The sequence below is a fragment of the Spirosoma horti genome (genome assembly GCF_054776595.1).
Genome location: NZ_BAAHBQ010000003.1, coordinates 58374 through 71980 on the forward strand (window position 1 = coordinate 58374; position 13607 = coordinate 71980).

The following is a 13607-nucleotide window of genomic DNA, read 5'->3' on the forward strand; positions in this document are numbered from 1 at the left end:
CTTTTTTATGATCGTTTCTACACCAGGTCGTATTTGCCTTTTTGGTGAACACCAGGATTATTTGGGATTACCCGTTATCGCAGCGGCCATTTCGCGCCGAATTCAGGTAGCCGCCCACCAATCGGACCAACGGGGCTTCCGACTTGATCTCCCCGACATTCGTAGCTCCGTGAACATTCCGTTCGATGGGGAGCCGTTGCCTTATCCGAAAACGAGGGATTATTTCCGCTCGGCGGTAAATGTGCTGTTGCGGGAGGGCTTCACCTTCAGCCGGGGCATCGAAGGGGATGTGCATGGCAACATACCCATCAATTCCGGCACCTCAAGTTCGTCGGCCCTGCTCATCACGTGGCTTGCTGTACTGACTCAGCTCGCCGATCAGCCCCGTACGCTTTCGGCAGAGCAGTTGGCCGAACTTGGCTATAGGGCTGAAGTGCTGGAATTTGGCGAACCCGGCGGCATGATGGATCACTACTCGACGGCCGTTGGCCATGTTATTTATCTGGAATCGCAACCGGCAATTCGACTACAGGCGCTTAACCCGCCGTTGGGTACGTTTGTGCTTGGCGATTCGCAGGAACCAAAAGATACCATCGGCATTCTGCAGCGGGTCAAGTTTGGCATGTTGTCGATTATCAGGAATCTGAAAACCATCAATCCGCAGTTTTCATTAGAAATGTCAGATAGCACTGACGCATCGGAGTTCAAGGATTTTCTAACCAAAGATGAGTACATTCTCCTGAAGGGGAACCTGGCGAATCGGGATATTCTGCGGGATGCTCTGAACCTGCTGCGGTCTTCATCTGATTCGGCAAATGCCTTTAATCATGCTCGTTTTGGCCAACTCTTAAACGACCATCAGGCCAACCTCCGGGATGCTCAACGCATTTCGACACCCAAAATTGACCGCATGCTCGATGCAGCCCTATCGGCAGGTGCTTTGGGGGGAAAGATCAACGGATCAGGCGGGGGCGGCTGTATGTTCGCCTATGCTCCCGAACAGCCCGAAGCTGTCGCCGAAGCCATTGAACGGGAAGGCGGAAGAGCCTACATTGTTCGGGTCGCCGAAGGAACGACCATCTCAACTCAATAGTAGATAAGGCATTCCAACCAGCCGAAAAACAGTTACCTACTGAACATTAGCGGCCCGCTGGGCAGGAAACCAGGATGTTAGAATTGTCACGGCAATGCTTAACAGGCCCGTCAGCACAATATCGCTGGTATCAAGACGTACGGGATAGGCATCGACAATCGAGCTGGCCATGCCCATACGAATGAAGCCGTAGCTTTCCTGCGCCAGACAAATAACTACTCCCAGAAACAAGCCAGCCAGAGCACCGGTAAGGGCAATGATTGCGCCTTCGGTCAGAAAAATTCGGCGTACCATCTGCCTGGTAGCACCCAGCGCATACAGAATTCGGATATCGGCTTTTTTCTCGATGACCAGCATCGATAAGGAAAAGAAAATATTGATTGACGCGACGAGAATAATGAATGAAAGGGTCAGCGCCACAAACAGCTTTTCTACCCGGATTGCCCGGTAAAGGTCAACATTTAAATCATCCCGACTTTGAACCACCAGGTCTTTCCCAACCACATTCTGCAAGGCCTGCCTGGCTTTTTCCTCATTGGTACCGGGGCGAAGCTGGATTTCCAGACTTGTCACTTCGTCAGGTTTATAGCCAAATAAGGCCCTTGCCACACGAATGGGGGCCAGCACAAAATTGTCGTATTTCGATTCGATAAAGAAAACACCGGCAACGGTCAGGTCCTGGCGGTTGAACGCATCGGGATTCAGCACACTAAACGTCTGCCCACTTTCGGGATAAAGAATCTCCAGGGGTGTTAATATATCGACGGGGGAAATGGTCAGGTCGTTGCGAACGCCATCAGCCACAATGGCATAATTGACTCCATCCCGCCGAAACATCAACTTACCTTCGAGCATGGCCGAGTCGAGCTGTTGCCGTTGAACGTAGTTATCATCCACCCCTTTTAACCGGATAACTGTCTGAGCATTGCCGTAACGAGCCAATGCATTGTCCTGCGCAATGGTTGTCAGTAAACTAACGCCCGGCGTTGCCCGAAGCTGCGCCAGCAACTTCGGCGAGGCTATGAACCGCTTCCCTTGCTTAGGCGCTACGGTCATATCGGATTCAAAGGTTTTGAAAATTTGCCGGTTCAGCTCTTCCATTCCGTTGAATACCGACAGCACCACCACCAGCGCCATTGTGCCAACGCCCACACCGAGCATCGACAAAATAGATAGCCAACTGATGAAGCTCCGTTTCTTGCGGGAGAAAAAATACCGACGGGCAATCCAGGCGGGGAGGTTCATTTTTAATGAGTGAAAGAGTGAATGAAAAAGTGAGTGAATGATTCCCTGCGATTTATTCAGGCATTCACTCATTCAATCAATCATTCATTGTCTTCGTCGTCCTCCGCCGGAGCGGGTGGAATGTCGATGCCGGAGAAAAGTTTGTCCATTTTGTCGGCATATTCGGCCGTATCGTCCAGAAAGAAGTTGAGTTCGGGCACAATACGAAGCTGGTGTCGAACGCGGTCGCCCAGGTGCTGCCGGATGACTTTTCCCTTCTCCTGAATCGTTTCCAGCAAAAGCTGCTTGTTTTTGGATGCCAAAAAGCTAAGATAAACCCGTGCCACACTTAAATCGGGCGATACCCGGACACTGGTTACGGTTATAAATGCGCCGTTGAACAAATGGGGCACTTCCCGCTGAAAGATCTCACTCAAATCTTTCTGTAACTGCCGGGATACTTTCTGCTGTCGTTTCGATTCCATACTATCGGTACTTGGTACTACCTGAACGGTCCATTCGGGCGAATGGTTTACATTCGTTCGGGCGTCTATTCTGCAAATATCCGCCCATTTTTCCGTTCTGCCGAAATTGACTGTAATTTTACCGGGAACAGTTGCCCATAAGTCGCTTCAATAGTCACTATCTGCCGCAAACTGTTCTGCGAAACTGATCACTGTTAACCGCTTCACGACCCTTTGCTACGTTTTTTTCAATCTTATTTCCCCTACCAGTACGTCAGTCTGATGGGCCTTCTGGTCCTTATTCGCCTGCCCTTACTGCTCCATCCCTTTCCGCTGCTGATCCCAGAACTGAACTGGATGATCGTTGGTGAGCAAATGAATCAGGGTTATTTGCTGTACCGGGATATTTGGGATAGCGTTAGCCCGTTGTCGGCGCTGGTTTATTGGGGAATACATAGCGTCTTTGGCCGGTCACCATTAATACTTCACGCAGCAGCAACGCTGGTATCGATATTTCAGATCGTTTATTTCAACTACCTGACCAATAATCGGGATGTGTACCCGGACCGGTCATTCTGGCCCGGGTTGATCTACATGCTGTTCATGCACCTCTCGTTCGACTGCCTGACACTCTCGCCGGTGTTGATGTCAACGAGCTTTCTCCTGCTGGCTTTCGGAACGCTCATCAAACAGATGGACCGCCGTGGGGCCACCGACGAAGTATTTGAAGTGGGCTTTTACATTGGTATTGCGGCTCTCTTTTACCTGCCTTCGGCCCTGTTCATTCTGTGGGCCATTCTGTCGCTGCTGTTTTACACGGGGGCCACATTCCGCCAATATTCGTTGTCGCTGTTTGGTTTCCTGTTTCCCTTTGCAGCTATCGTCCTGATCTATTACCTGTTGGATAGTCTGGACGATTTCAACCGTAACCTGTTGTCGTCAGTATTTCGGGTCCGGCAGTATTCACTGTCCGACTTCAAATCGCTCATAGCCTCGCTCTTTATTCCGCTGGGCCTGGGGATATTGGGTTTCCTGAGCCTGTTCAACCGGGCAGGGCGCTACGTTAACTTTCAGCAACGAATCCAGCAAATCATGTCGATCTGGTTTCTTATCGCCGTGTTGACCATCGCCCTGATGCCGTTCCTGGCGCCTATGGTCTTTTTGAGCTTCGTGCCGCCTATGGCTTATTTCGCCTATTACTACTTCGAGAATATCCGTAAAGCCTGGTTAGCGGAGATCATCTTTATCAGTGCTTTTTCGCTGATGCTTTTGTTGTTTTACCAGGGCGCACTGGGTCTTATTCCAGGGGCCGACCTCGGGCGTTTAAGTAGCTTGCAGGTGCGCCCCTCACCCCTGCCAAACAATATTACGAACCGACGTGTGCTGATCATTGGTGAAGACCTGAGCGCCTATCGCCAAAATCAACTGGCAACGCCTTATCTGAACTGGGATCTGGCCAAGTATGACCTCAAAAATCTGGACAATTACGAGTCGGTCATTAACGTGTTCGACCATTTCCGGCAGGATCCACCCGATTACATCATTGACCGGGAAAACGTAGTGGACAAACTGTTTCAACGCGCCCCGGCCCTGGCGCTCCGGTACGAAAAAACAGCCACCGCAGGTGTGTATAAACGAAAATGAATAAAAGTTTGTAGTTTGTGGTTTGTCGTTAAACTACAAACCACAAACTACAAACCGTAAACTTCATGGCTTCCTCCTTTACCAATAAGCGTACAAACCTCTATATTTTCCTGAGTGCGGTGTTCCTGACCAATGCGCTCGTTGCCGAAATTATTGGCGTTAAAATCTTCTCAGTCGAAACATTACTCGGCACAAAACCAGCCCAGATTCACTTGTTCAGTGATTTCATTCTCGATTTTAACCTCACGGCGGGCGCGGTGATCTGGCCCTTCGTCTTTATTACGTCCGACATTATCAACGAGTATTTTGGCAAGGCGGGTGTCCGGCGAATTTCTTTTCTGACAGCAGGCTTTGTTGGCTTTAGCTTCCTGATTATTTACGCCGTTACCAACCTCCCGCCCGCCCAATTCTGGCTCGATGTGAACGCAAAAGACACAGCAGGAAACCCCATCAATATCAATAATGCGTTTCAGATGATCTTCCGGCAGGGATTGGGTATTATCATCGGGTCACTTACCGCCTTTCTGATTGGGCAAATTCTGGATGTCTATGTGTTTCATTCCCTCCGAAAAATTACGGGCAACCGGCAAATATGGCTACGCGCTACCGGCTCAACGCTTGTCTCTCAGCTCGTTGATTCATTTGTTGTGCTGGGCATTGCCTTCTATGTTTTTGGTAACTGGTCGCTTTCGCAGGTACTGGCCGTCGGCATTATCAACTACATCTACAAAGCTACCTCAGCCGTTGTGCTGACGCCCCTGCTCTACGTGGCCCACTATTTCATTGACCGGTATTTAGGGAAAGAACATGCCGAAGAACTTGCCAATGAGTCGGCCATGAGTTCGTTCATGTAAAAAAATGGCTCATCTTCAATTAATTAACTGAAGATGAGCCATTTTCAAAGAAACACAATAAAGCATTCTTTTAGGGTGTTATCATACTTCAACCGGCTTTAGATCGAAGTATGTTTCGAAGATGGCGCTGCCAATTTCATTGGTCCGGGTCTGAAAATTATCGAGGTATTGGTGAAGGCCGGATTGAAAAATATCAGTGGTTTCGGTAAACTCAATCTCTGTCCGAAGTTTAGAGAGCGCCCGCTCGGCCGAATTACCAAATCCGTTAGCCATGTTGTTGCCCGAAATTTCGTAGAGCGATAGCTCAGCCTGCCGGATGCAATGCGCCACTGCCCGCGGAAACATTTTATCCAGAATCAGAAACTCGACAATACTCGATGGTGTCAGCGATCGGTACTGCTGCCGGTGCATGTTATAGGCACTAACCGATTTAAGTACCGCCGACCAGATCATGAGATCGATGGTAGAGCCTACGGCGTCGATTTGTGGCAACAGGGTAAAATATTTTACATCCAGGAAGCGGGAGGTTTTATCGGCTCGTTCCAGAAAGCGTCCCAGTCGACCAAAGTGCCAGGCTTCATTTCGCGTGATGGTCGCGTCGATAATACCATAAAAAAGCTGGACACTATTGCGGATTTCCGTAAAAAAATTCTGCGTTTGAATTTCTCCCCACTGCTGTTGTGGCGATGTGTCGCGCACCATCAGATAGAACTGATTCAGGTGTTCCCACATTTCCTTCGAAATGACTTCGCGGATAGTGCGGGCATTTTCGCGGGCATAACTCAAACACGTCACAATGGAGTTTGGATTCCGCTTATCGAAGGTCATAAATTGAATGACATTTTCGCGGGTAGGCTCCTTGTAATGTTTTGTAAACAGGTCATGATCAGCCGTTGCAATCAGTAACGGCTCCCACTGCTGATCGACATTGGGTGGCAAATCGAGGGCAAGGTTGAAGTTCACACTCATGAAGCGGGCATAGTTCTCGGCCCGCTCAATGTATCGATGCATCCAGTAAACAGAATTGGCAACGCGACTCAGCATAACGTATAAAATTGGGACAAAACGGTGGATGACCAACAAAAATAAGGTATTTCATTGGTTTGATAGCAAAATAGATGAACCTATAGATTTTCAGCCAAATAACTGGGGATGAATAAAAGAGTTTGGTATGACTAAATCTTGCCGATGTAGATGGGAATAAAATCCTTTTTATCTGATGAATGAGGTTAGAAAAACAGCTCAAGCCACTTCTGTGTGTAGAACACGTTGTTATTTCCTCTCTACAATATTATGACAGACAAACTGTATTCACTAGTTCTAATTAGCCTGCTTTTCTGTACGGCCACATTTGCAATGCCTAATCTGGAGTCATCAACGCCCGCCAAACCTGCGCCGGACAAATCAGCGCCAAGCTCTAAATATTATGAAGTACGTATTTACTACCCGACACCAGGAAAATACGCGGAGATTGTCGACCGTTTCCGCCAGTATACAACCAAGATTTTCGAAAAGCACGGCATGGAAAACATTGGCTACTGGACGCCTACCGATACATCCCGGAAAGAATTGATCTACATTCTGGCTTATCCAAGCAAGGAAGCCCGCGATGCCTCCTGGAAAGCCTTTGGCAGTGATCCCGAGTGGAAGGCCGTTGTGGCAAAGACCGAAGCAAACGGCAAGCTGGTTGACCATGTCGATCAGATTTTCATGACCGAAGCCGACATATCGCCCAAGCTGAAACTCAGCCAGAAATCACCCGAACGCACGTTTGAATTACGCACTTACACTGCAACACCTGGCAAATTACCCAATCTGCTGAACCGGTTCCGCGATCACACGATCAAACTATTTAGCAAACACGGGATGACTAATGTTGCGTACTGGGTTACGCAGGAAAAAGATCCTGCCACCCAGTCCAAACTGGTCTATATTCTGGCCCACCCCAGCGAAGCCGAAGGAAAAGCCCATTTCGAGGAGTTTCGGAAAGATCCAAAATGGATTGCAGCAAAAGATGCCTCGGAAAAGGAAGCGGGGGGCTCACTAACCACCAAAGTCGAATCGGTTTACATGAAACCAACGGATTATTCTCCGATTAAATAAATAGCCTAAACAACCCCTTCTGACAATCGGTTTCTGACGTAAACAAACAACGTTATGAAACCGATTGATCGTTTAGTGACTAGTCTGATTGGAAACTCCGCGCTGTCTCGTCAGGACTTTCTTCAACTTACGGGACGTAGTCTGGCGGTTGGTGCTCTGGGTACGGCGCTGGCGTCGTGCGAAAAAAAGCCCGAAGCGACGAACGCTGTCCAGTCGACAGCCAGTACACCGAGCGGACCCGTTCCTAAGCTACCCGCCACATCGCCCCCAGCCGACGTGCCTGCCGACTCAACCAAACCTATTGAGCTGGAACAAATCAAGGCTAAAACAGAACAGCAGGAAGGGCCTACCCCGACGCCCATGCCCGAGGATAAGCGAATCGGATACGCACTCGTTGGGCTGGGTCACTTAACGCTCAATCAGATTTTACCGGCCTTCGGGGCTTGTACAAAATCGAAAGTAGTGGCCTTAGTGAGTGGCAGTCCCGAAAAAATGCAGAAGGTGGCCACCCAGTATGGCATCAAAAAAGAGAGTTGTTACAGTTACGCAGACTATGACAAACTGCGCGATAACAAAGAAGTAGATGCCATCTATATTGTGCTACCCAACGGCATGCACGCCGAATACACCATTCGGGGCGCGCAGGCGGGTAAGCACATTCTCTGCGAAAAACCGATGGCCAACACGGTGCAGGAATGTCAGGCGATGATCGACGCTTGTAAAAAAGCGGATCGTAAACTGATGATCGCTTACCGAATTCAATATGAGCCCCACAACAAAATGGTGCGCGACATGGTCCAGAAAGAGCAGTTTGGTAAAGTAAAAAGCATCACGGCCAACAACGGCCAGAACTCGGATAACCCCAAGCACTGGCGGTTCAATAAAGCCCTGGCGGGTGGAGGAGCGCTGCCCGACGTTGGGTTATACTGCCTGAATACGATTCGGTTTGTGCTGGGCGAAGAACCTTCAGAAGTTGTAGCCCACATTCATAGCACGCCCAATGATCCCCGATTCAAAGAAGTAGAAGAGCAGGTAAACTGGCTCATGAAGTTTCCGAGTGGTGTGCAAGCCAGTTGTGCTACCAGTTATGGCCACCATGACGACAAGACGTATAAAGTGCTGGCTGACACAGGCTGGATTAAGATGGACCCTGCTTTTCCATACACGGGTTTGCAGTTGGAAACCAGCCAGGCGCAAGGGACCGAAAACCAGATTATCCAGCATAAAATTGCCGATAAGGATCATTTCGCCACCGAAATGGACCACTTCTCTGACTGTTTACTGAAGAACAAAGTGCCGTTTACACCGGGCGAAGAAGGCTTGCAGGATCAGAAAATCATCGAAGCCATTTATCAGTCGGCCCGTGAAGGCAAGCCTGTCAAACTGCCCGCGGTGAGCAAAAAGGATGCGTTCCGGGGTCCCGAGCCAACGGCCTGATCAGCGAAACCGGGATTTGATTAATTTTACTGAATTGCCCGATTCTACCTTCAGTATTTAAAGCTGGAATCACTTAAATCAGTAAAGTCAATCCAAATCCCGGTTTAGATAACCACAAACTCTACACGCCTGTTTTTCCGGCGGTTCTCTTCGTTGTTATTGGGGGCAATTGGGTCAATTGGCCCACGGCCAAGGGCTTTCAATCGGGTCTTCTGAACACCCTTGCCAATCAGGTAATCAATGATTGCCTGGCAGCGGTCACGCGAGAGCTTTACGTTCAAATCAAAATCGCCCTGATTATCCGTATGGCCCCGAATTTCAACTTGCATAGTCGGATTAGCCAGGAGCAGGGAAGAAAGCTGGTCTAGTTCCGTAAAAGACTCCGGGCGCAGCACAGGGCTACTCTGGTCGAAATAAATAGCGTTTAGCTGAATCGGCTTGCCTTTCTCAATCAGTCCAAAGGGCTGTTTGACGGCCACATTGGGTCCTGCTATCGTTGATTTTATGACTGGCATCGTTGGCCTTGCCTTATCAATGGGCGAACCTCGTGGACTCACATTACCAACGACTAAAACTTCCGGCAACGCCTGCGGCTTAACAGGCTCTGGTTTTGGACTGGCGGTCAGAATAAACCGGGCTTCATTTTGCGCACTATCGAGTTTTATCGGCTTAACAAAATCAGCATACCCTTTGGCGATACTACTGACCACATAAGTCCCCTTGCTCGGTAGTTCTATTTTAGACAAACCAGTGGTCGCATCGGGGGTAAGTGTGATGGATGTCATACCCGTGATTTTACTACTGATGGTAAAGCGGGCGTCAGGAATAATTTTGTTGGTGCTCCGGTCAACGGCCGACACCGTCAGGCCAATGGTCATCCGATCCAGTTGCGCATCGAACTCATACCGATTTCCCTGAGGAGACAGCGCAATGGCCATGGTGCGCTGGGCCGGCTTATACCCTGCGGCACTCACTTCAATAGACAAGTTATCCGGTTTTTCGAATACTCGCGTCAGTTGCCCATTCGATAAGACAACACGTTCGGTTCTATTGGTAGTTCGTGATGTTATAACAGCAACCGCCGAGGTTAGCGGTTGGGTAATATCGCCCGAAAAAGCCTTGATCGTCAGCACGCTGGGCTTGTTTTTACGAGCCGAGTCCGCTGGTACCGTCGGTGCCACAATCGGTTTGCGAACATTTCCTGACGCTTTAATACGCGAGTAATCAATAACCTGACTTCGAACCGTACCAGAGCCAACAAGCAGAAAATACACAACTAGGGTTAGTCGTACCCGTTGACTATATCGGATCATGAATAGACAATTCATCTATGGTCTTGATTGATACGATTTCTCCTTTTATCCCCGATACCGCGTCAACCGTCAACCCCAGGTTATCGGTTAATGAGAAGCCGTGGTCGATACGGGCGGATTGATCATGATATGTGCCCGATGAGTACCAGGGTCCATAATCCAGGGCATTCCGGGTGCTTCGGGCTTCAGCGGCAAACCCGTACTTTCGGCGGTAGCATACGGAATATAAACCACATACCGCAGGTAGCCATCCTTCACCTCGCCGGTAGCCATGTCATAATTTTCATCTTTTGCCGTATACGAAAACAACGTTGACGGATGCACAGGCATTGTCAGTTTCTTCGCTTTTACTTCCTGTTCGCGCATGGCCAGAATTTCAGCGGGCTTTTTGCCCGCCTGCTTTAACGCCCGTCCCCGTTCCATAAATGGGTCCAGATCGCGGTGGTAGCACGACACGCTTAGCCCTTTTTGAGCCGGATCATCGGCCAGACACACCAGCTCGTTTGTCCCCTTCCGCAAGACGATAAATTGATTTTTGTCTGAATAACCGTACACCGTAGCCCCATCGCGCTTATCAGCCGGGGCAGCTAACACAGCCGTTTTAATCTGTATCTCGGCAGAAGGGATTATGGGTGTCTGCGCCAAGGTTTTAATCACTATAGTTTGCAGAACAAAAAAGAGCATGGATGTTTTCATAGTCAATTAAAGGTTGAGGTTTTGTGAGATGGCGCGAGGCTCCAGCCTCGTGCCCATTATTCTCCGGCCTCTGGCCGGTTCATATAAAAATAGTCTGTCTTGACCGGCCAGAGGCCGGGTAATAGTCGGCACGAGGCTGGAGCCTCGCGCCATCAGCCTAATAAGGGCTAAGGGCTAACAACGTATCTGGATTAGCGCTGCTATAGATATAGTTCTGTGATTCATTAACCAAACCAGCTTTGACAGGGTTTTGATGAATGTACTCTATTTTCTGATCAATCCAATGATTCGATTCCAGGCCGATAGGATGATTGCCATGCTGCCAGACTTGAAATTCGGAGTTGTTTACCTTTTGTTTCGCAAAGTACCGAAATAAATACAACAGCCAGTCCCGGCGACTTTCTTCATTATGTTCCTGAACAAGCCGTAGCAATTGCTTGGCGGTATAACTCTTAAAATCGCGCATAATTGGGCCAACATCACCCGATTCGACATTACAAATCATGTGTATGTGACTGGGCATAATACAAAATGCGTAAACACGAAGGCCCTTTTTGGCAATGCACACGTTCAGGTTAAGAATAACCTCGTCACAATACTCTTTTCGGGTAAACAAATCGATCCAGCCAACAACAGTAAGCGTCACAAAGAACAAACCATCCTTGTAAAATTTGTACTTCTCCGACATAGTAAAGCTTATATTGAAGGTATGACCGATGGCGCGAGGCTCCAGCCTCGTGCCGACTATTAACCGGCCAGAGGCCGGTCAAGATAGCCTATTTTTATATAAACCGGCCAGAGGCCGGGTAATAGTCAGCACGAGGCTGGAGCCTCGCGCCATCGGTCAGTCGTCTATTGATATCCCCTCGCCTGTAAGCCAAATAGCTCGGCGTACCGGCCATCTTTCTCCAGAAGCTCATAATGGCTTCCGATTTCGAGCAGGGTCCCGTTTTCTAAGACCAGAATTCGGTCGGCCATTCGGACGGTGCTGAATCGGTGAGAGATGATCACCGACGATTTACCATCCGTCAGTGTGCCAAAGCGCTGGAAAACCTCATACTCGGCCCGGGCATCGAGCGCAGCCGTTGGCTCGTCGAGTATGATCAGCTGGGCATCACGCATATAAGCCCGGCCCAGCGCAACTTTTTGCCACTCGCCCCCCGACAGGTCAACCCCTTTGCCAAACGAACGGCCAAGTTGCTGGTCGTAACCACCGGCGAGTTTGGCAATGACCGTGTCAGCCAGACTTCGTTGCGCTGATGCTTCGATGCGCGGCTGGTTGGTTCGCTCGTCAATATCCCCAACGGCGATATTGACCCCCGCAGACATTTTAAAGCGTGTATAGTCCTGAAAAATGACCCCAATGTTACGCCGGAGCTCCATCAGGTCATACTCCCGAAGATCATACCCATCGAGCAATATCCGACCCTCAGCCGGATCGTAGAGTCGGGCCAGTAATTTAACAAGGGTTGTTTTCCCCGCGCCATTTTCGCCGACCAACGCTAATTTCTCACCCGCCTGAAGCGTAAATGAGAGATTCCGCAACGCCCAGCGCTCAGAGTTGGTGTATTTAAACCCAACGTTCTCAAACACAAACCCCTCCCGAATTGGGTTCGGAAACGCGCGTGTCGTTTTGGGCGAATGAATCAACGGCTTGATGGCGAAATAATCGAATAGATCCTGCAGGTAAATCGCTTCCTGAGTCAGGCTGCTGAATTGAAGCAGAATGCCTTCCAGCGAAGCGCGTACCTGTCGGAAAGATCCAGCCAGAAATGTCAGGTCACCCAAGGAAATCTGACCGCTGACGGCCCGCATCACAATCCAGACGTAAGCCCCATAATACCCCGCCGTACCGAGCGCCGTCAATAGCGTTCCCCACCCGGCCCGACTAATGGCGATTACCCTGTTCTTCAGATAGTATTCCCAGGACAACGACCGGAAACGGTCGATCAGGAAACCGGATAACCCAAAAATCTTGACCTCTTTAGCCGTCTCGTCACTGGCGCCAATGAAGCGCAGGTAGTCGAGCTCGCGCCGTTCGGGTGTCCAGGAACGGGACAACGAATAGCTGCGCTGGTTGAAATAATTGTCGCCAATAAACGACGGCGTTACGGCCAACAGAATCAGCAACAATAGCCAGGGGTTGTAAACCGCCAGACCAGCCGCCAGAAAACCCACCGAAATCAGTTCCTGAACCTGCCCGAATACACCAGACAGCAACACCGTTCGGCCGGTAGTCTGGCGTCGGGCACGCTCTAGTTTGTCATAGAAGGTAGCGTCCTCAAACTGCTCCAGGTCGAGTGTGGCAGCATGTTCCATTAGCCGAATGGAGGTCTGATTAGCGAACAGATCGCCCAGCAGCCCATCCATTAAGGCAACGGCCCTGGCCAGGGCCGTTGACAGAATAGCCAGCCCGAACTCAGCCCCAACGAGCCACCAAATGTAATTGGACTCGTCGGACGTATGCCGGGACAGGCCAACGACCTGATCAATAATGAGTTTGCCGACGTACAGCGTAGCCGCCGGAATGGCCGCCCGAATTAGGCGCAGTGCAGCATTGCCAAGAAATAAACCGGGCGAAACCTCCCAGACTAACTTAAAAAATGCAGGCAGGTTGCCCAGAGCGGCAAAGCGTTCGCGCCAGCTCACCTGATCCTTCGTATCAGTTGGGGCAGCGTGTGGAATTTCTTTTTTTGCCATATCTAAAAAGACAAGCCCAACACGGGATTAGTTCATCCGTAAGTTGGGCTTGTCTCCGGCTCTGCCTCGACCGAACGAC

12 protein-coding genes are annotated in these 13607 nt (G+C 49.8%); 5 read left to right on the forward strand and 7 right to left on the reverse strand.

Annotated elements, in window-relative coordinates:
• Positions 1–7: 7 nt before the first annotated feature.
• On the forward strand, positions 8–1093 hold the full coding sequence (locus ACYVAM_RS08215; RefSeq protein ID WP_461065782.1) for a mevalonate kinase family protein: 1086 nt from the start codon (positions 8–10) through the stop codon (positions 1091–1093).
• Between the two features lie 36 nt (positions 1094–1129).
• On the opposite strand, the gene ACYVAM_RS08220 is transcribed toward ACYVAM_RS08215, so the two are convergent.
• Together ACYVAM_RS08220 and rbfA are read right to left on the reverse strand one after the other, a co-directional pair.
• Entirely contained in the window at positions 1130–2338 is a 1209-nt protein-coding gene (locus ACYVAM_RS08220) for an ABC transporter permease (protein ID WP_461065784.1), read from the reverse strand.
• A gap of 80 nt (positions 2339–2418) precedes the next feature.
• Positions 2419–2802: a 30S ribosome-binding factor RbfA gene (gene rbfA, locus ACYVAM_RS08225; RefSeq protein ID WP_461065786.1), complete on the reverse strand. Its 384-nt coding sequence runs from the start codon at positions 2800–2802 to the stop codon at positions 2419–2421.
• Between the two features lie 213 nt (positions 2803–3015).
• Between rbfA and ACYVAM_RS08230 the strand changes: the two genes are divergently transcribed.
• Together ACYVAM_RS08230 and ACYVAM_RS08235 are read left to right on the forward strand one after the other, a co-directional pair.
• Positions 3016–4425, forward strand: a complete 1410-nt coding sequence (locus tag ACYVAM_RS08230; protein ID WP_461065788.1) for a hypothetical protein — start codon at positions 3016–3018, stop codon at positions 4423–4425.
• Positions 4426–4490: 65 nt separating this feature from the next.
• On the forward strand, positions 4491–5279 hold the full coding sequence (locus tag ACYVAM_RS08235; RefSeq protein WP_461065790.1) for a queuosine precursor transporter: 789 nt from the start codon (positions 4491–4493) through the stop codon (positions 5277–5279).
• Positions 5280–5360: 81 nt separating this feature from the next.
• Here ACYVAM_RS08235 and ACYVAM_RS08240 read toward each other — a convergent pair whose 3' ends face one another.
• Complete coding sequence (locus tag ACYVAM_RS08240; protein WP_461065792.1) at positions 5361–6323, reverse strand: alpha-E domain-containing protein; 963 nt, start codon at positions 6321–6323, stop codon at positions 5361–5363.
• A 249-nt stretch (positions 6324–6572) separates the two neighbouring features.
• Between ACYVAM_RS08240 and ACYVAM_RS08245 the strand changes: the two genes are divergently transcribed.
• Together ACYVAM_RS08245 and ACYVAM_RS08250 are read left to right on the forward strand one after the other, a co-directional pair.
• Positions 6573–7382: an NIPSNAP family protein gene (locus tag ACYVAM_RS08245; protein ID WP_461065794.1), complete on the forward strand. Its 810-nt coding sequence runs from the start codon at positions 6573–6575 to the stop codon at positions 7380–7382.
• Positions 7383–7436: 54 nt separating this feature from the next.
• Entirely contained in the window at positions 7437–8819 is a 1383-nt protein-coding gene (locus ACYVAM_RS08250; RefSeq protein ID WP_461065796.1) for a Gfo/Idh/MocA family protein, read from the forward strand.
• Positions 8820–8923: 104 nt separating this feature from the next.
• Here the strand turns inward: ACYVAM_RS08250 and ACYVAM_RS08255 are convergent, their stop codons facing one another.
• The 4 genes from ACYVAM_RS08255 to ACYVAM_RS08270 form a co-directional block, all read right to left on the reverse strand.
• Complete coding sequence (locus tag ACYVAM_RS08255) at positions 8924–10132, reverse strand: OmpA family protein (RefSeq protein ID WP_461065798.1); 1209 nt, start codon at positions 10130–10132, stop codon at positions 8924–8926.
• An 87-nt stretch (positions 10133–10219) separates the two neighbouring features.
• Positions 10220–10828, reverse strand: coding sequence for a hypothetical protein (locus ACYVAM_RS08260; protein ID WP_461065800.1), 609 nt, complete (start codon positions 10826–10828; stop codon positions 10220–10222).
• 157 nt (positions 10829–10985) lie between these two features.
• Positions 10986–11516, reverse strand: a complete 531-nt coding sequence (locus tag ACYVAM_RS08265; RefSeq protein ID WP_461065802.1) for an REP-associated tyrosine transposase — start codon at positions 11514–11516, stop codon at positions 10986–10988.
• A 164-nt stretch (positions 11517–11680) separates the two neighbouring features.
• Positions 11681–13528: an ABC transporter ATP-binding protein gene (locus ACYVAM_RS08270; protein ID WP_461065804.1), complete on the reverse strand. Its 1848-nt coding sequence runs from the start codon at positions 13526–13528 to the stop codon at positions 11681–11683.
• Positions 13529–13607: the final 79 nt, after the last annotated feature.